Raw genomic sequence first — 18335 nt, 5'->3', positions numbered from 1 at the left:
TTGGCTTCGGGCTGCTCATTTACAACTCGTAAACTCCGCGCCCTCAGCCAATTTCGCCTTGTTCTTCTCTAGCTCGCTAAATCATGAAGAAGCTCAAGATTGGGCGTCCCGCTCAGCCACCGCCGTTCTGGTTCCGCCGCTCCATTGCGCGGCGCCGTTGGCGTCGGGGCGGAGGGCGCCGCCAATGAAAAACCCCGGGACTGGCCCGGGGTTTTTCATAGCAGGGTCGATCAGTTCTGGCGGATGCCCGCCACCAGCCAGGGCTGGTTGTCGCCGTTCAGGCGCTCCATGCGCCAGCTTTCGCTGAAGCCTTCGCCCTGGTCGAAGCGGGAAGTCTTGGAGACGCCGGTGAAGGTCAGGGTGGCGACGGTCTTGTCGGCCAGCTCGTCGATGCCGTCCATCTGCACGTGGAGGTTGTCGATGTAGGTGGACTGGTAGCCCTCGCCCAGGCTGGCGCGCTCTTCCTTGAGGAAATTCATCATCTGCGGGGTGAAAAACTCGGCGATCTTGTCCATCTCGCCCGCGTCCCAGTGCTGCTGCAGGGCCATGAAGTGCTCGCGGCCGGCTTCGAGGAAGCGCTGCTCGTTGAACCAGCTCGGGGCGTTGAAGGCCGGCTGGGCGACGGGGGCGGCGCTGCCGAAGATCGGCGCCTGCTGCTGCGGCATTTCACGCTGGAAGGGCGCGTGACCGGCCATGGCCGGCTGTCCCTGGTGCTGCTGGCGCTTGCGGGCGGCCAGGAAGCGGAAGATCAGGAAGGCGATCAGGCCCATGATCAGGAAGTCGAAGATCTGCATGCCTTCGAAGCCGTCACCCATGAACATGGAGGCCAGCAGGCCACCGGCGGCAAGGCCGGCCAGCGGGCCGAGCCAGCGGGAAGCGCCGCTGGCGGCAGCGGGCTGGCGGCCGGCCATCGGAGCGGTGGCGGTGGCGTTCGGGGCTTGTTGGGCGGGTTGCGCCTGGCGGGTCTGGTGGGTCGGCGCGGAGCCGAAGGACTTGCCGCCACCCAGTCGCTTGGCGGCGTTGACATCCAGGCTGAGCGTCAGGCCGACGCAAAGGGCCAGGGCAATACTGAGGAATCGGCGCATCAGAGGCATCTCTTGGTTATGAATCTACGCGCGCCATGCTGCACAGTCGGTGTGGCATTGGCTAGCGGCAGAGTGTTTCGGGATTTTGTCATACAGGCCCGTCGGACGTTTCCGGGCATGCCGTTCACTTGCGCAGCAGGAAGACCAGGGGGCCGCAGCGCAGTTGCCGGCGCAGCAGGGCGCGCAGGTCGGCTTCATCCTCCAGCGGGTGGCGCAGCCAGTGGACGAAGGTCCGCAGGTAGGCGCCGGTGAGCAGGCTTTCTTCGATGATCCGGGCCAGGTGCACGGTTTGCCGTTGGGCCGCTTCGCGCCACCACTGCACGGTGCGGCTGACCCGCAGCAGGCCTAGCACCTGCAGGTGGAAATGGCCGGGCTCCAGTTTGTAGAGCAGCATCTGCCCGGTCACTGCGTGATGCGTCGCCAAGGGGGAGAGCCAGGCTACCAGCAGCTCCTCCAGCCGCTTCTCCGGGTTCAGGGCCTCCAGGTCGTCACCTTGGGCGCGGGTCAGCATGGCCTGGTCAGCGCGGTCGAACCAGGCTTCCACCAGGTCGTCCTTCTGTGGGAAGTGCTTGGCGATGGCATCGAGGCCGACGCCGAGCTCCTTGGCCACCTCGAACAGGTGCAGGCGCTCCCAGCCACAGGCGTCGGCCAGTTTCAGGGCGCAATCGAGGATCTGCTGGGCGCTGGGTGAGCGGGGCATGGAATTACCTCCGCCACTCAGTATGGCCAAGCGCGTGGTAGCGACAGCGGGATCGGACGGGCGGAGGTATGCGAGCCCGCCGGGCTGTGCCGTTGTAGGGGCGATTTCAATCGCCAAGCGGACCGCAGGTTCGCCCTTTAGGCGTGCAGGGGGCAGCTGCGCTGCCCTTGGCGAATGAATTCGCCCCCACAGAGGAAGGCGAGAGGTCGCTCAGTTCAAAGCGGCTGCAACTTGGCGTAGGCCAGCATCAGCCACTTGCTGCCTTCGGTCTCGAACTTCACCTGCACTCGCGCCTGGGCGCCGGCGCCTTCGAAGTTGAGGATGGTGCCTTCGCCGAACAGCGAATGCTGCACCCGCTGGCCCAGGGAGAAGGGCGTTTCCGGCACGGCGGCGCCGTCGAAGATGGAGCCGTGACGGCTGGTGGTACCCATGGGGCGGCTGAGGCTGTTGTTCAGCCGCACTTCGCGGATCAGCTGCGGCGGCACTTCGCGGACGAAGCGGGAGACCTTGTTGTAGGTCTCGCTGCCGTAGAGACGGCGGGTTTCGGCGTAGGTCAGCACCAGGCGCTGCATGGCGCGGGTAACGCCCACGTAGGCCAGGCGGCGCTCTTCTTCCAGGCGGGTCGGGTCTTCCATGCTCATCTTGTGGGGGAAGAGGCCTTCTTCCATGCCCACCAGGAACACCAGAGGGAACTCCAGGCCCTTGGCGCTGTGCAGGGTCATCAGTTGCACGCTGTCCTCGAAGGCGTCAGCCTGGGTTTCGCCGGCCTCCAGGGAGGCGTGGCTGAGGAAGGCCTGCAGCGGGGTGAGATCGTCCTCAGGCTCTTCGTTCTCGAAGGCGCGTGCGGCGCTGACCAGTTCTTCCAGGTTTTCCACCCGGGCCTGGCCTTTCTCGCCTTTCTCGTCCTTGTGGTAGGCCACCAGGCCGCTCTGCTCGATGACGGTCTGGGTCATCAGGTGCAGGGGCATCTCCAGCACCTTGGCGGCGAGGTTCTCGATCAGCTCCATGAAGGCTGCCAGGGCGCTGGACGCGCGCCCTGCCAGGGCCTTGTTGGCGATCATCAGGCGAATGGCCTCCCACATGGAGACTTCGTGGACGCGGGAGAACTCGCGGATGCTCTCCACCGTCTTCTCGCCGATGCCACGGGGCGGCACGTTGATCACCCGCTCCAGGGCGGCGTCGTTGCCGCGGCCGTCCAGCAGGCGCATGTAGGCCATGGCGTTCTTGATTTCGGCGCGCTCGAAGAAGCGCTGGCCGCCATAGATGCGGTAGGGAATCTTCTCCCGCAGCAGCGCCTCTTCCAGCACCCGCGATTGGGCGTTGGAACGGTAGAGGATGGCGATCTCGCTGCGAGACATGCCGTTCCTCAGCGCGCTTTCGATGCTTTCCACCACGTAGCGGGCTTCGTCGTGTTCGTTGAAGGCGGCGTAGAGGCCAATCGGCTCGCCTTCCTCGCCCTCGGTCCACAGCTCCTTGCCCAGGCGGCCCTGGTTGTTGGCGATCAGGGCGTTGGCGGCCTTGAGGATGCCCGCGGTGGAGCGGTAGTTCTGCTCCAGGCGGATCACCTCGGTATCGGGGAAGTCGCTGGAGAACTGCTGGATATTCTCGATCCGCGCGCCGCGCCAGCCGTAGATGGACTGGTCGTCGTCGCCCACCACCATCAGGCTCTCGCCGCCCTTGGCGAGCAGGCGCAGCCAGGCGTACTGCACGGCGTTGGTGTCCTGGAACTCGTCCACCAGCACATGGCGGAAGCGCCGCTGGTAGTGCTCCAGCAGGCTCGGGCGGTCGCGCCAGAGGTCCAGGGCGCGCAGCAGCAGTTCGGAGAAGTCGATCACCCCGGTGCGCGCGCAGGCGGCCTCGTAGGCTTCGTAGATCTTCAGCATGGTGCCGAGGAACAGGTCGCCGCCGGCCTGGATGTGCTGCGGGCGGATGCCCTCGTCCTTCTGCCCGTTGATGAACCACTGGGCCTGGCGCGCCGGCCAGCGCTGTTCATCGAGGCCGAGGTCGCGGATCACCCGCTTGACCAGACGCTGCTGGTCGTCGCTGTCGAGGATCTGGAAATTCTCGGAAAGTCCCGCTTCCTGCCAGTGGGCCCGCAGCAGGCGGTGCGCCAGGCCGTGGAAGGTACCGACCCACATGCCCGCCGGGTTGATGCCCAGCAGTTGCTCGATGCGCTGGCGCATTTCGGCGGCGGCCTTGTTGGTGAAGGTCACCGACAGGATCGAGTGGGGCGAGGCCTGCTCCACCTGGATCAGCCAGGCGATGCGGTGCACCAGCACGCGGGTTTTGCCGGAACCGGCGCCGGCCAGCACCAGTTGACGCCCAAGCGGGGCCGCTACGGCCTGGCGTTGAGCATCGTTGAGGGAGTTCAGGAGGAGGGAGAGATCGTCATGCATCGCGGCATTCTAGGGGCGCGGGTGGGGGAGGGCAAACCGATGACCGGATGGTCAGCCGGACGGTCGCGGATCCCCGGCCCAGACACCCTCCAAAAGTTGGGGGCGCTCGTCAGAAACCTGTCACATAAAGCTATTGCACGTGTTCCCCGCTCGGGTAAGCTCCGGGCTCGCTTAGGCAGACCCAACAAAAAAAAGCGCCTATGACCGCTAATTCAATGTCCGCCGGCCAGGGGCTTGCCCTGGCCGACAGCCGTGAGATTCGCCAGCAGTTCGCGACCGACATTGCGGCCGAACGCACGCGCTTGCTCTATCAGGGCTCGCAGGTTCCAACCCTCTTCATGCTGCTCAACGGCCTGGCCTGTGCCTACCTGCTCTGGGGCACGGGCAGCAGTCTGCAGCTCGGCGGCTGGCTGGCCTGGCTGGTGATGCTGGCCGTGCTGCGCCTGACCCAGGTGGCAGCGTTCAAGAACGCGAAGCCGGCCCAGCAGGCCGAACCGCGCTGGCGCCGGGCGTTTCTGCTGGGCGCCGGGGCTTCCGGCCTGACCCTGGCCTTCGCCGCCGTGGTCCTGGTGCCACCGGATGCCTTCCTTCAGCAGGCGCTGGTCTACGGCCTGATCGCGGCCGCGATCCTCTCCGCCAGCGTCGCCTACGCCGTCAGCCTTTCCGCCTTCCTCACCTTCGCCTTGCCCTGCCTGCTGCCCGCCATCACCTGGCTGCTGCTGGGGGATACCTCGTTGCTGCGGGGCTGGGGCGTGCTCGGGGTGATCCTGGCCGCGTCGCTCATGGTGGTGGCCTGGCAGGTCAACCGGCTGGTGCAGCGCAGCCTGTTGCACCGCTTCCAGAACCAGGCGCTGATCAGTCATCTGGAGCAGGCCAAGGGCCGCGCCGAGGGCCTGAACGAAGAGCTGGCCCGGGAAGTGGAGCAGCGCCGCCGCGCCGAGCGCGAACTGCGCCGGGCTCATGGCGAGCTGGAGATGCGCGTGGCCCAGCGCACCCTGGAGCTGGCCGATGCGAGCCACGCCCTGCTCAAGAGCGAAGCGCGCCTGGCCATGGCCCTGGAGGCCAGCGAGCTGGGGCTGTGGGACTGGAACCTGGAAACCGACGAGGTACACCACTCCAAACTGAAGGCCATCTTCGGCATCGAGGCCGATGACGTGACCCGCGTGCTCAGCGACCTCAAGCCGCGCCTGCATCCCGACGACCTGCCGCTGCTGCGCCGGACCCTGGTGGAACACCTCAAGGGCCGCACCGACGGCTATTCCATCGACTACCGCGTGCGCCACAGCGACGGCCATTGGGTCTGGGTGGAAGACCGGGGCCGGGTGGTGGAGCGGGACGAGTCCGGCAAGGTATTGCGCATGCTCGGCACCCGTCGCGACATCACCGCGCGCAAGGCCCAGGACGAAGAACAACACCTGGCGGCCACGGTGTTCGAGGCGGCCAGCGAAGGCATCATCATCCTCGACCCGGAATACCGGGTGATCCAGGCCAACGCCGCCTTCAGCCAGGTCACCGGCTATCACCCCGAAGAAGTGATCGGGCGCAGCGTCTCCACCCTGATTGGCAGCCGGGAGGCCCGTCGCCGCTACCATCTGATCCGCCAGGAGCTGGAGCAGCGGGGCAGTTGGCAGGGCGAGCTGATGGACACCCGCAAGAACGGCGAGCTGTATCCCCAGCTGCTGCACCTCAAGGTGGTACGGGATTCCCGGGGCCATGTCAGTCATATCGTCGGCTTCTTCGCCGACCTTTCCGCCCGTCGCGAGGCCGAAGAGCGTCTGCGCTACCTCTCCAGCTACGACGACCTCACCGGGCTGGCCAACCGCACGCTGTTCAAGGACCGCCTCCATGAGGCCAGCCAGCGTGCGCGCCAGAGCGGCCGCAGCCTGGCCCTGATGCACATCGACCTGGACCGCTTCAAGGTGCTCAACGACAGCCTTGGTCACGAAGTGGCCGACCAGCTGCTGCGCCAGGTGAGCCGCCGGCTGACCCAGGCGGTGCCGGAAGCCGACACCATCGCGCGGCTGTCCGGCGACGAGTTCGCGGTGATCCTCGACGCCTACGGCAGCCTGGCCAGCCTGGCGCGTCAGGCCAGCCGCCTGCTCGGCAAGCTGCGCATGCCCATCACCGCAGGCGGCCACGAACTGGTGATCAGCGGCTCCGTCGGCATCAGCCTGCTGCCGGAAAACGCCCGCGACCTTTCCGCCCTGGTCAGCCAGGCCAACATGGCCATGCAGCACGCCAAGCACCTGGGCGGCAACACCTTCCAGTTCTTCACTGACAACCTCCAGGCCTGCACCCTGGAACGCCTGCAACTGGAAAACCAACTGCGCAAGGCCATCGAGGAAGGCCAGCTGGAAGTTTTCTACCAGCCCAAGCTGTGCCTGGCCGACAACAGCCTGAACGCCGCCGAGGCGCTGGTGCGCTGGCGCCATCCGCAGCAGGGATTGGTGCCGCCGGGAGACTTCATCGGCCTGGCTGAGGAAACCGGCCTGATCGCGCCTATCGGCGAATTCGTGCTGCGCCAGGCCTGCATGCAGGCCCGCGACTGGCAGCGCGAGGGCCTGGCGGACATCCGCGTCTCGGTCAACCTGTCGATGCACCAGCTGCGTCAGGGCAACCTGGTCAGCCTGGTGCGCCAGGTGCTGCAGGAGACCGGCCTGCCGGCGCGCCTGCTGGAGCTGGAACTGACCGAGAGCCACCTGCTGGAAAACGTCGAGAACGTCATCGCCACCTTCCACCAGCTGCGGCAGATTGGCGTGAAGCTGGCGATTGACGACTTCGGCACCGGCTATTCGTCGTTGAGCTACCTCAAGCGCTTCCCGGTGGACTGCGTGAAGATCGACCAGACCTTCATCCGCGACCTTTCCGCCGGCAGCGAGGACGCCGCCATCACCCGCGCCATCATTGCCATGGCCCACAGCCTGGAGCTGAAGGTGGTGGCCGAGGGCGTGGAGACCCAGGAGCAACTGAACTTCCTCAGGAGTCAGCACTGCGACGAGATCCAGGGCTACCTGATCAGCCCGCCGGTGGAAGAGCCGCAGTTCGTGCGGCTGCTCAAGGAGCAGGCCACGGCGCTCTGGCGCTGAAACGCGCTGGGATCCCGCCTGGGTAGGGTGCGCTGTGCGCACCGGGACACGAACGCGAAAAGGCTGGTGCGCAAGGCGCACCCTACGGGATAGGGCCGTGCAGGGTCAGGCGCTTGCCGCCGTCCGGCTATTGCCGGTGCTGAACCAGCGCAGCAGCAGGGCGTTCTCCAGGGGCAGGCCTGTCGGCACCGGCAGGTAGAGGACGTAGCCGTCACCCGGGGCGATCATTTGCCGCTCGCCGTAGCGGTTCTCCAGCGCCTCCAGGCGGAAGTCCAGGTTGCCCTGTGGCGTCATCAGTTGCAGGCGATCGCCCACCGCGAAGTGGTTCTTCACCCGCACCTCCGCCAGCCCACGGTGCATCACACCGGTCAGCTCGCCGACGAACTGCTGGCGCTCCGCCAGGGAGTAGCCGTGCTCGTAGTTCTGGTACTCGTCGTGGACGTGGCGGCGCAGGAAACCCTCGGTGTACCCGCGATTGGCCAGGGATTCGAGATCGTCCATCAGCGAACGGTCGAAGGGCCGTCCGGCAACGGCGTCGTCGATGGCCTTGCGGTAGGCCTGGGCGGTCCGGGCGACGTAGAAGTGGGACTTGGTGCGGCCCTCGATCTTCAGCGAATGCACCCCCATCTGCAGCAATCGCTCCACGTGGTGCACGGCGCGCAGGTCCTTGGAGTTCATGATGTAGGTGCCATGCTCGTCCTCCCAGGCGGACATCAGCTCGCCGGGGCGGTTGGTTTCTTCCAGCAGGAACAGCCGCTCGCTGGGGGCGCCGCAGCCCAGGGTGGGTACCAGTTGGCCCAGCTCGTCCTGCTGGGCCGGCTTTGCACCGTACTGCCAGCGGCAGGCGTTGGTGCAGGTGCCCTGGTTGGGGTCGCGGTGGTTGAGGTAGCCGGACAGCAGGCAGCGCCCGGAATAGGCCATGCACAGGGCACCGTGGACGAAGACTTCCAGCTCCATGCCCGGCACCTGCTGGCGGATTTCGCCGATCTCGTCCAGGGATAGCTCGCGGGACAGGATCACCCGGCTGAGGCCCTGCTGCTGCCAGAACTTCACGCTGGCCCAGTTCACCGCGTTGGCCTGAACCGAGAGGTGGATGGGCATCTCGGGAAAGCGCTCGCGCACCAGCATGATCAGTCCGGGATCGGACATGATCAGCGCATCCGGCCCCATGGCGACCACCGGCTCCAGATCCTTGAGGAAGGTGCGCAGCTTGGCGTTGTGCGGGGCGATGTTCACCACCACGTAGAAGGACTTGCCGGCGGCGTGGGCCTCTGCGATGCCGAGGGCCAGGTTGGCGTGGTCGAACTCGTTGTTGCGCACCCGCAGGCTGTAGCGCGGCTGGCCGGCGTAGACCGCATCGGCGCCATAGGCGAAGGCGTAGCGCATGGCCTTGAGGGTGCCAGCGGGGGAGAGCAGTTCAGGACGGTGCATGGCGCGGCTCGCGGGGGGAAGCGGTGGACGCGCGATTCTAGGGAGGCCGCCCCGGCGAGGTATTGAGCTGGAGCAATATCGGAGCCCTGTCGGGCCATGCATGGAGGACCGGTGAAGCATGGTCCACCCTACGGAACAGGCTGGGCTCGCGTAGGGTGGATGTCGCTTTTTACATCCACCATCGGAGCCTCGCAGGGCCAGGAACGGTGGGTTGGTGGGGCATCTTCACTCGTGCCAGGCGCGCCCGTGCAGTTCGAGCAGGCTGCGGGCCTGTTCCGGGCCGGTGGAGCCGGCGGGGTAGGGGCGCGGGCTCTGGTAGTGTTCGTGCCAGCCGGCGAGGATCGGGTCGACCCAGCGCCAGGCGGCTTCCACCTCGTCGCGGCGCATGAAGAGGGTGGAGTCGCCTTCGATCACGTCCAGCAGCAGGCGTTCGTAGGCGTCCCAGCGGCGCTGGTGGCTGAAGGCCGTGGCCAGGTTGAGGTCAAGTTCCACTGGCTCCAGGTTCATGCCTTTGCCCGGGGTCTTGGCCATCAGCTGCAGGCTGATGCGTTCCTCCGGCTGCAGGCGGATCAGCAGGCGGTTGGCCTCGCCATCGGCGAACAGGCGGTGGGGCACCGGCTTGAACTGGATGACGATCTCCGAGTACTTGCGCGCCAGGCGCTTGCCGGTACGCAGGTAGAAGGGCACGCCGGCCCAGCGCCAGTTGTCGATCTCCACCTGCACGGCGACGAAGGTCTCGGTATCGCTGTCGTTGTCGACGTTCTTCTCGAAGTAGTAGGCCGGTACTTCCTGGCCGCCGATCTTGCCGGCGCTGTACTGGCCGCGGACGGTCTTGTCGCGTACGTCCAGGCCGGAAATGGGCTTCAGTGCCTCCAGGATCTTCACCTTCTCGTTGCGCACCGCCTCGGCGTCGAAGCGCACCGGCGCTTCCATGGCCACCAGGCAGAGCAGTTGCAGCAGGTGGTTCTGCACCATGTCGCGCATGGCGCCGGAGCGGTCGTAGTAGGCGCCACGATTTTCCACGCCCAGGGTCTCGCAGACGCTGATCTGTACGTGGTCAATATGACCGGCGCGCCAGATCGGCTCGAACAGGGCATTGGCGAAGCGCAGGGCCATCAGGTTCTGCACGGTTTCCTTGCCCAGGTAGTGGTCGATGCGGAACACCTGGGACTCGTCGAATACCTTGCCGATGGCGGCATTGATCGCCCGGGCCGATTCCAGGGAATGGCCGATGGGCTTTTCCAGCACGATGCGCGACTGCGAGCCCGCCAGGCCGGCGATGGCCAGGTGTGCGGCGATGTCTTCGAACAGGTCGGGTGCGGTGGCCAGGTAGTGCACCCGCCCGCAACCGGGATCGGGGCCCAGGTGGCGGGCCAGGCGGCCGAAATCGGCGCTCTGGGACACGTCCATGGCGAAGTAGTCCAGGCGCTCGGAAAAACCGCGCCAGGCCTCGGTGGTGAAATCGGCGCGGGCCACCTGGGCCCGGCAGCGGCGCTCGGCCAGGGCGCGGTAGCCGTCACGGTCGAGGGTGTTGCGGGCCAGGGCGAGGATACGCATCTGCGGGTGCAGGCGCCCTTCGCGGTGCAGGTGATAGAGGGCCGGGAGCAGCTTGTGCAGCGCGAGATCGCCGGTGCCGCCAAAGACGAGCATGTCGCAGGAACTGGTCAAGGATGCGCTCTCCCTTCCTTGCACGCTGAGAAAAGGTGGTTCAACTGGGCGGAAAAGCGGCTCATGTAGTATAACTACAAGATCACTACAGCCAGGTTTCCCCGATCATAACCGAGTCGAGGCCCGTTGCATGACGGAACAAACCGGCCAAAACCCCATTCCAGACAGAGCCAGCCCTGTGAATCTGCTGCAACATATCGCCCAGTCGCGCCATCTGCTACGCAAGTCGGAGCTGAAAGTCGCCGACCACGTCCTGCTCGATCCCGCTGCGGTCATGCACAGCTCCATGGCTGATCTGGCCCAGGGCGTCGGGGTCAGCGAGCCCACCATCGTGCGCTTCTGCCGCGCGATTGGCTGCGGCGGCTTCCAGGACCTCAAGCTGAAGCTGGCCCAGAGCCTGGCCGCCGGCGCGAGCTTCGGCCAGTTCGCCATCCACGAAGAAGACTCGGTGGCGGACTTCAGCCTGAAGATCTTCGACACCACCCTGCACACCCTGATGGAAGTGCGCGAGAAGCTCGACCCGGACGCCCTGCAGCGTGCCATCGGCGCCTGCGCCCAGGCCCAGCGGGTGGAGTTCTACGGCTTCGGCGCTTCCGGCGCGGTGGCCGCCGATGCCCAGCACAAGTTCTTCCGCCTGCTGCTGACCGCCGCCGCGTATTCCGACCCGCACATGCAGGCCATGTCGGCGGTGACGCTGAAGCCGTCGGACGTGGCCATCTGCATTTCCCAGTCGGGCCGCTCCAAGGACCTTCTGATCACTGCCAACCTGGTACGCGAGGCGGGTGCCACGCTGATCACCCTGTGCCCGAGCCAGACCCCCCTGGCGGACCTGGCCACGGTGAACCTCGCCATCGACGTGCAGGAAGACACCGAAATCTACACCCCGCTCACCTCGCGCATCGCCCACCTGGTGGTGATCGACGTGCTGGCCATGGGTGTGGCGATGGCCCGTGGTCCGAGCCTGGTCAACCACCTGAAGAGCGTGAAACGAAGCCTGCGCAGCCTGCGCCTGTCGCCCAAGTCGGTGAAGAGCGCCGAGGACTGAACCGGGCTAGGCCAGGCCCTGCCGCACCAGCAACCGCTCGATCGCCTCGATGAATGGCCCGCTGCCCGGCCAACTGGTGATCCGCCCGAGCGGCCTGCCGTGGTACAGCGCGATGAAGGTGGGCACCCCGTGCAGGCCGAAACGCAACGCCAGGGCCGGGTCCTCCCCGACCTCGTCATGCAGCCAGCGCACCTGGGGCCACTGGACGCGATCCTGGGTACGCAGCAGGTCGTGCTTGGCCACATCGCAATAGGGGCAATCGTCCTCCCAGAGGTAGAGCAACACCAGCCGTTGGCGTTCGCTGGCGAGGACGTCATCGAGAATGCTGGAGCGCACCCGCTGGATCGGAAAGCGTTGGAAGAATTCGACGGCGTTGCTCATGGGGTCCTCCCGCAACGTAATCCCTCTACTTCTGAGCAAAGTCTTGCCGCCCGGGTCTGTCCAGCTATCGGCCCGATAGCCTGAAACCCCTGCTTCACCACAGATTCACCGAGCCTTCGCGAAAGCGTCACAGGCCGTGGCGATGCTGCGCCTACCGGACCCGACCCAGGGAGAGATGCCATGCAACGCTTTCACGATGAACCGAGCCATCTGGACAGCAAGACCCGGCGCAAACTGGAGGACCAGCGGCGAATGCAGTTCCGCCGCGCCATCGAAGACCGTGCCGAGTTGCGTCGCTTGCAGGTGGAATGTTCGGACTACCCCTACCCTGAGCTGATCGCCGCTAACTACCTGTTGTCGTCAAAGGCAGTGCGCCGGAAAAGCGGTGCGAAAGCGCACTGATCTGGGCGCGTTCTTCGCGGATAAAGCTTAAAAACGCCTGGGCGACCGGCGACAGCCGCTTGCCCTTGGCGTGCACCGCGCACCAGCTGCGGTAGAGCGGCAATTCTTCCACCGGCAGCTCGCGCAACAGGCCCGTGGCCAGTTCCAGGCTCACCGCATGGCGCGGGATCAGGGCGATCCCCAGGTCCGCCACCACGCATTCCTTCTGCGCGTCCAGCGAGGCCACTTCCATGGTCTGGGCGAAGTGCGCGCGCTTCTGCTGGAAGTATTCCTCGCACGCCTTGCGGGTGCCGGAGCCGGCCTCGCGCACCAGCAGCGTGTAGGGCTCCAGGTCCTTCAGGGTGAGCTTGGCGACAGTGCTCAGGGAGTGGCCGGGGGGCGCCACGGCGACGATGGGGTTGTTCAGGAACGGCAGGAACTCCAGGGCCATGTCCTGGGGCACCAGGGACATGATCACCAGGTCGTCGCGGTTGTCCGAGAGACGCTTGATCACCTGGGCGCGGTTGGTCACCACCAGGTGCAGGCTGACGTCCGGGTGCTGCTCGCGGAAGGCGGCGAACAGGTGCGGCACGAAGTACTTCGCGCTGGACTCCACCGCCAGGTTCAACTGGCCCTGCAGCGAGCCCTGCAAGTCCGACAGCTGCATGTCGAGGCTGGCCAGGCGCTGGAAGATGTCGTTGCTGGCGCGCATCAGCGCCTCGGCGGCGTCAGTCACATAGAGCTTCTTGCCGACGTACTCGAACAGCGGCTGGCCCACCAGTTCCTCGAGCTGGCGGATCTGCAAACTGACGGCCGGCTGGGTCAGCGCCATCTCCTCCGCCGCCCGGCTGTAGGAGCGGCTTTCGAAGACGGCACGGAATACCTGGAGCTGGCGCAGGGTCATGCGCAGCAGGGTCTTGCGCATCGGTGGGGGCCTCGCAGACGAGCAGGGGGTGGCTGACTATAAGACGATCCTAATGGATAACCCAATAATTATTGATTGGGGTTATTCACGTCGAGAGCGTAGGGTAGCTACGCGACCGCTTCACGATCAGCGGTCACTCAACGACCGGCCCAGCCGTTCGCCTGTTCACTTGGTCGAGGGAAAACTTGTGATCAAGAAAATCCTGATCGCCAACCGTGGCGAGATCGCTGTCCGCATCGTGCGCGCTTGCGCCGAGATGGGCATTCGCTCGGTGGCTATCTACTCCGAAGCTGACCGCCACGCCCTGCACGTGAAGCGTGCCGACGAAGCCCACAGCATCGGTGACGACCCGCTGGCCGGGTACCTGAACCCGCGCAAACTGGTGAACCTCGCCGTCGAGACCGGCTGTGACGCCCTGCACCCGGGCTATGGTTTCCTTTCCGAGAACGCCGAGCTGGCGGAAATCTGCGCCGAGCGCGGGATCAAGTTCATCGGCCCGAGCGCCGAAGTGATCCGCCGCATGGGCGACAAGACCGAAGCCCGCCGCAGCATGATCAAGGCCGGCGTGCCGGTTACCCCCGGCACCGAAGGCAACGTCGCCGACCTGGAAGAAGCGCTGCGCGAAGCCGACCGCATCGGCTACCCGGTGATGCTCAAGGCGACTTCCGGTGGTGGCGGCCGCGGCATCCGTCGCTGCAACAGCCGCGAAGAACTGGAACAGGCGTATCCCCGCGTGATCTCCGAGGCCACCAAGGCCTTCGGCTCGGCGGAAGTCTTCCTCGAGAAGTGCATCGTCAACCCGAAGCACATCGAAGCGCAGATCCTCGCCGACTCCTTCGGCAACACCGTGCACCTGTTCGAGCGCGACTGCTCCATCCAGCGCCGTAACCAGAAGCTCATCGAAATCGCCCCGAGCCCGCAGCTCACCCCCGAGCAGCGTGCCTACATCGGCGACCTCGCCGTGCGCGCGGCCAAGGCCGTGGGCTACGAGAACGCCGGTACCGTGGAGTTCCTGCTCGCCGAGGGCGAGGTGTACTTCATGGAGATGAACACTCGCGTGCAGGTGGAACACACCATCACCGAGGAAATCACCGGCATCGACATCGTTCGCGAGCAGATCCGCATCGCCTCGGGTCTGGAACTGTCGGTGAAGCAGGACGACATCATCCACCGCGGCTTCGCCCTGCAGTTCCGCATCAACGCCGAGGACCCGAAGAACAACTTCCTGCCGTCCTTCGGCAAGATCACCCGTTACTACGCCCCCGGCGGCCCCGGTGTGCGCACCGACACCGCGATCTACACCGGCTACACCATCCCGCCGTACTACGACTCCATGTGCCTGAAGCTGATCGTCTGGGCACTGACCTGGGAAGAAGCGCTGGACCGCGGCCTGCGTGCCCTGGACGACATGCGCGTGCAGGGTGTGCGGACCACCGCGCCCTACTACCAGGAAATCCTGCGCAACCCCGAGTTCCGCAGCGCCGAGTTCAACACCAGCTTCGTGGAAAGCCACCCGGAACTGACCCAGTACTCGATCAAGCGCAACCCGTCGCACCTGGCCATCGCCATCGCCACCGCCATCGCCGCCTACGCCGGCCTGTAGGGGAAGGATTCAGAACATGAGCAAGAAGATCACCGTTACCGATACCATCCTGCGCGACGCGCACCAGTCCCTGCTGGCCACCCGCATGCGCCTGGACGACATGCTGCCGATCTGCGACAAGCTCGACAAAGTCGGCTACTGGTCGCTGGAAGTCTGGGGCGGCGCCACCTTCGACGCCTGCGTGCGCTTCCTCAAGGAAGACCCGTGGGAGCGCCTGCGCAAGCTGAAGGCCGCCCTGCCCAACACCCGCCTGCAGATGCTCCTGCGCGGCCAGAACCTGCTCGGCTACCGCCACTACAGCGACGACGTGGTCCGTGCCTTCGTCGCCAAGGCGGCGGTCAACGGCATCGACGTGTTCCGCATCTTCGACGCGATGAACGACGTGCGTAACCTGCGCGTCTCCATCGAAGCCGTGAAGGCCGCCGGCAAGCACGCCCAGGGCACCATCTGCTACACCACCAGCCCGGTGCACACCATCGACGCCTTCGTGAAGCAGGCCAAGGAAATGGCTGCCATGGGCGTGGACTCCATCGCCATCAAGGACATGGCCGGCCTGCTGACCCCGTTCGCCACCGGCGAACTGGTGAAGGCGCTGAAGGCCGAGCTGAGCCTGCCGGTGTTCATCCACTCCCACGACACCGCCGGCGTGGCCAGCATGTGCCAGCTGAAGGCCATCGAGAACGGCGCCGATAACATCGACACCGCCATCTCCAGCATGGCCTGGGGCACCAGCCACCCGGGCACCGAGTCCATGGTCGCGGCCCTGCGCGGCACCGAGTACGACACCGGCCTGGACCTGGAGCTGATCCAGGAAATCGGCGTCTACTTCTATGCCGTGCGCAAGAAGTACCACCAGTTCGAGAGCGCTTTCACCGGCGTTGATACCCGCGTGCAGGTCAACCAGGTACCGGGCGGGATGATTTCCAACCTGGCCAACCAGCTCAAGGAGCAGGGCGCCCTCAACCGCATGAACGAAGTGCTGGAAGAGATTCCGCGCGTGCGCGCCGACCTGGGCTTCCCGCCCCTGGTGACCCCGACCTCGCAGATCGTCGGTACCCAGGCGTTCTTCAACGTGCTGGCCGGCGAGCGCTACAAGACCATCACCAACGAAGTGAAGCTCTACCTGCAAGGCCGCTACGGCAAGGCAGCCGGCCAGATCAACGAGCAACTGCGCCGCCAGGCCATCGGCAACGAAGAAGTGATCGACGTACGTCCGGCCGACCTGCTCAAGCCCGAGCTGGACAAGCTGCGCGCCGATATCGGCAGCCTGGCCAAGTCCGAGGAAGACGTGCTGACCTTCGCCATGTTCCCGGACATTGGCCGCAAGTTCCTCGAAGAGCGCGCCGCCGGCACGCTGAAGCCGGAAGAACTGCTGCCGATTCCGTCCGGTAACGGCGCGGCCCCGGTCGGTGGCGAAGGCACCCCGACCGAATTCGTGGTGGACGTGCATGGCGAGAGCTACCGCATCGACATCACCGGCGTGGGTGTGAAGAGCGACGGCAAGCGTCACTTCTACCTGGCCATCGATGGCATGCCGGAAGAAGTGGTGTTCGAGCCGCTGAACGAGTTCGTCGCCGGCGCTGGCAACAAGCGCAAGAGCGCTAGCGCCCCAGGTGACGTCAGCACCACCATGCCCGGCAACATCGTCGACGTGCTGGTGAAGGAAGGCGACCAGGTGAAGGCTGGCCAGGCCGTGCTGATCACCGAAGCAATGAAGATGGAAACCGAAGTCCAGGCGCCGATCGCCGGTACCGTGAAGGCCATCCACGTGGCCAAGGGCGACCGTGTGAACCCGGGCGAGGTCCTGATCGAAATCGCTTGATTGCTCCAGCGATTGTCCCCGTGGGGAGCCGCAAGGCTCCCCTTTTTTATGGGCGGAGGAATCGTGCGCACAGGCAGGTCTCCGGCCTGCTTCGCGATGGAAAGCGCGCCCACAGGGGTCGGGGCGGTGCTCAATGACGATTTCTGATTTCCATCAACGGACGCGACTTACCTAGCCTGCCCGCTCTTCAATTCGCGAGAGCAGGCCCATGCCCCAGCGTTTCACCCTCGATCTTTCCCAAGGCCGCCGGGCCTCTGCACGGCAGGTCATCTGCCACGCGGCATGGCTGGCCGAGGTGAGGGCGCAGCCGATCGTGAACCGGCAGGAGCACGTCGTCGGCTTCGAGAACCTGGCTCGCATCGAAAGCGATGTGTTCGGCGGCCGGATGGAGCACCTGATCGCCCGACTGCCTGGCGATGAATTGCAGCGGCTTACCGGTGAAGTGCTGCTCAGCCTGCGGATCAGGTGCATGCTGGACAAGAACTACAGCAGCCAGATGAAGGGCGAGCGGGCCGGGCCTGGCGCCTTCCGGCATTTCGTCAACGTCGAGAAGCGGAGCCTGGCCGAACCCTCGGTCATCGACGACCTGGTCGAAAGCGCGGCCGACCTGCGCAGTTCCGGGGCCCAACTGGTGGTGGAAGTCACCGAGCGGCCCGTCGCTTCCGGTGAGCAGTTCCGGGCCTACGTGAGCGGGCTGATGCGCCTCAAGCAGGAAGGCGTTCAGGTGGCCCTCGACAACTACGACATCGACGCTCCAGTCCACTGGGAGCTCGACCTTGGCCTGTGCGATTTCGTGAAGCTCGAACTGAGCGAGTTGGGTATCCCCTTGCGCGGCGATGAGGATGTCCTGGCCGCGCGCTACATCGGCCTCGCCGAAAAGCTGTACCAGTTCATCCACCGCTACCTGGTGGAAGTGATTGCCGACAAAGTCGAGACCCACTGGCAGTACGAAATCGCCAAGGGGTTGCCGTTCAAGCTGTTCCAGGGCTACCGCCTGGGGTACTCGGAGCGGGTCTGACGACCGGACCTGGCCATGTCGCACGGCAAAACCATTGGGCACGGGTCGCTGCGCGGCGCCCTCTTGCTGGTTGCAGGGTTGCTGCTCGCCGGATGCGCCACGTCGCCGCCGCGCGATCCGGACAACCTGTGCGCGATCTTTCGCGAGTATCCGGACTGGTATGAAGACGCCCGTGCGATGGAGGCGCGCTGGGGAACCCCCGTGCACGTCGCGATGGCGTTCATCGACCAGGAAAGCAGTTACCGGCACGATGCCCTCCCGCCCCGCTACTACGCCCTGGGCTTCATTCCCTGGGGCCGCGTGTCGTCCGCGTATGGCTATGCCCAGGCGCTGGACTGCACCTGGGACGACTATCAGCAGGCCAATGGTGGAGGCGGCTCACGAACCGACTTCGACGATTCGCTGGACTTCATCGGCTGGTACACCGATGCGACCCAGCGGCAGCTCGGCATCTCGAAGTGGGACGCGTACAACCAGTACCTGGCCTACCACGAGGGGCGAGGCGGCTTCAGCCGTGGCAGCTACCGCCAGAAGCCCTGGTTGATGCAGGTGGCGCGCAAGGTTGACCAGCAGTCGCAGGCCTATGGCCAGCAACTGGGCCAGTGCCGCGAAGAACTGGAGGAAGGGGGAAGCTGGTGGCCGTTCTGAGCCTGAACCAACCGTCCGCAGGGTGGGCCGAGCTGCCTTTGTAGGGTGGACCACGCTTCACCGGTCCACCACCGGGGTTCGGCCAGGCTTCGCCGGTGGATGGAAAAGCGCCATCCACCCTACGGTGAGGCCTGCGGAGTCTTCGG

At 65.7% G+C, this 18335-nt stretch carries 14 protein-coding genes; 7 read left to right on the top strand and 7 right to left on the bottom strand.

The window, feature by feature from the left end; translation table 11 throughout:
- Positions 1-230 precede the first annotated feature (230 nt).
- The 3 genes from TQ98_RS26425 to uvrD all read right to left on the bottom strand — a co-directional run bounded on the left by TQ98_RS26425 (position 231) and on the right by uvrD (position 4181).
- The gene (locus tag TQ98_RS26425) at positions 231-1085 is read right to left on the bottom strand and encodes a TIM44-like domain-containing protein (protein ID WP_044873298.1); all 855 of its coding nucleotides are present in this window, start codon (positions 1083-1085) and stop codon (positions 231-233) included.
- Between the two features lie 124 nt (positions 1086-1209).
- On the bottom strand, positions 1210-1785 hold the full coding sequence (locus TQ98_RS26420; RefSeq protein WP_044873297.1) for a TetR/AcrR family transcriptional regulator: 576 nt from the start codon (positions 1783-1785) through the stop codon (positions 1210-1212).
- A gap of 215 nt (positions 1786-2000) precedes the next feature.
- A complete protein-coding gene (gene uvrD / locus TQ98_RS26415; protein WP_044873296.1) occupies positions 2001-4181 on the bottom strand; it encodes a DNA helicase II in 2181 nt (726 codons plus the stop codon).
- Positions 4182-4381: 200 nt separating this feature from the next.
- Between uvrD and TQ98_RS26410 the strand changes: the two genes are divergently transcribed.
- Positions 4382-7267 carry an EAL domain-containing protein gene (locus tag TQ98_RS26410; protein WP_044873295.1) on the top strand — a complete coding sequence of 962 codons (2886 nt, stop codon included), beginning with the start codon at positions 4382-4384 and terminating at the stop codon, positions 7265-7267.
- 105 nt (positions 7268-7372) lie between these two features.
- Here the strand turns inward: TQ98_RS26410 and yegQ are convergent, their stop codons facing one another.
- Both yegQ and zwf read right to left on the bottom strand, forming a co-directional pair.
- Positions 7373-8698: a tRNA 5-hydroxyuridine modification protein YegQ gene (yegQ, locus tag TQ98_RS26405; protein WP_044873294.1), complete on the bottom strand. Its 1326-nt coding sequence runs from the start codon at positions 8696-8698 to the stop codon at positions 7373-7375.
- A 225-nt stretch (positions 8699-8923) separates the two neighbouring features.
- Positions 8924-10348: a glucose-6-phosphate dehydrogenase gene (gene zwf / locus TQ98_RS26400; RefSeq protein WP_242443225.1), complete on the bottom strand. Its 1425-nt coding sequence runs from the start codon at positions 10346-10348 to the stop codon at positions 8924-8926.
- A 196-nt stretch (positions 10349-10544) separates the two neighbouring features.
- On the opposite strand from zwf, the gene hexR reads away from it, so the two are divergent.
- Positions 10545-11411 (top strand): transcriptional regulator HexR, encoded by an 867-nt coding sequence (hexR, locus tag TQ98_RS26395; protein ID WP_044873292.1) that lies wholly within the window; start codon positions 10545-10547, stop codon positions 11409-11411.
- Positions 11412-11417: 6 nt separating this feature from the next.
- Here hexR and TQ98_RS26390 read toward each other — a convergent pair whose 3' ends face one another.
- Entirely contained in the window at positions 11418-11792 is a 375-nt protein-coding gene (locus TQ98_RS26390) for a thioredoxin family protein (protein ID WP_044873291.1), read from the bottom strand.
- A gap of 180 nt (positions 11793-11972) precedes the next feature.
- Here TQ98_RS26390 and TQ98_RS26385 point away from each other — a divergent pair, with 180 nt between their 5' ends.
- Entirely contained in the window at positions 11973-12194 is a 222-nt protein-coding gene (locus TQ98_RS26385; RefSeq protein WP_082073254.1) for a transcriptional regulator, read from the top strand.
- Here the strand turns inward: TQ98_RS26385 and TQ98_RS26380 are convergent.
- Positions 12136-13083 carry a LysR family transcriptional regulator gene (locus TQ98_RS26380; protein ID WP_177410232.1) on the bottom strand — a complete coding sequence of 316 codons (948 nt, stop codon included), beginning with the start codon at positions 13081-13083 and terminating at the stop codon, positions 12136-12138. The two genes, TQ98_RS26385 and TQ98_RS26380, sit on opposite strands and share 59 nt — an antisense overlap.
- A gap of 202 nt (positions 13084-13285) precedes the next feature.
- On the opposite strand from TQ98_RS26380, the gene TQ98_RS26375 reads away from it, so the two are divergent.
- The 4 genes from TQ98_RS26375 (at position 13286) to TQ98_RS26360 (ending at position 18189) form a co-directional block, all read left to right on the top strand.
- A complete protein-coding gene (locus tag TQ98_RS26375; protein ID WP_103103105.1) occupies positions 13286-14701 on the top strand; it encodes an acetyl-CoA carboxylase biotin carboxylase subunit in 1416 nt (471 codons plus the stop codon).
- A 16-nt stretch (positions 14702-14717) separates the two neighbouring features.
- Entirely contained in the window at positions 14718-16523 is a 1806-nt protein-coding gene (gene oadA / locus TQ98_RS26370; RefSeq protein WP_103103104.1) for a sodium-extruding oxaloacetate decarboxylase subunit alpha, read from the top strand.
- Between the two features lie 208 nt (positions 16524-16731).
- The gene (locus TQ98_RS26365; protein ID WP_044873285.1) at positions 16732-17541 is read left to right on the top strand and encodes an EAL domain-containing protein; all 810 of its coding nucleotides are present in this window, start codon (positions 16732-16734) and stop codon (positions 17539-17541) included.
- A gap of 15 nt (positions 17542-17556) precedes the next feature.
- Entirely contained in the window at positions 17557-18189 is a 633-nt protein-coding gene (locus TQ98_RS26360) for a hypothetical protein (RefSeq protein ID WP_044873284.1), read from the top strand.
- Positions 18190-18335: the final 146 nt, after the last annotated feature.

This window comes from Pseudomonas sp. LFM046 (assembly GCF_000949385.2).
Taxonomy (GTDB): domain Bacteria; phylum Pseudomonadota; class Gammaproteobacteria; order Pseudomonadales; family Pseudomonadaceae; genus Metapseudomonas.
The sequence above is the reverse complement of the archived record's forward strand: the minus strand, read 5'-3'. Positions and strand labels throughout refer to the sequence as shown.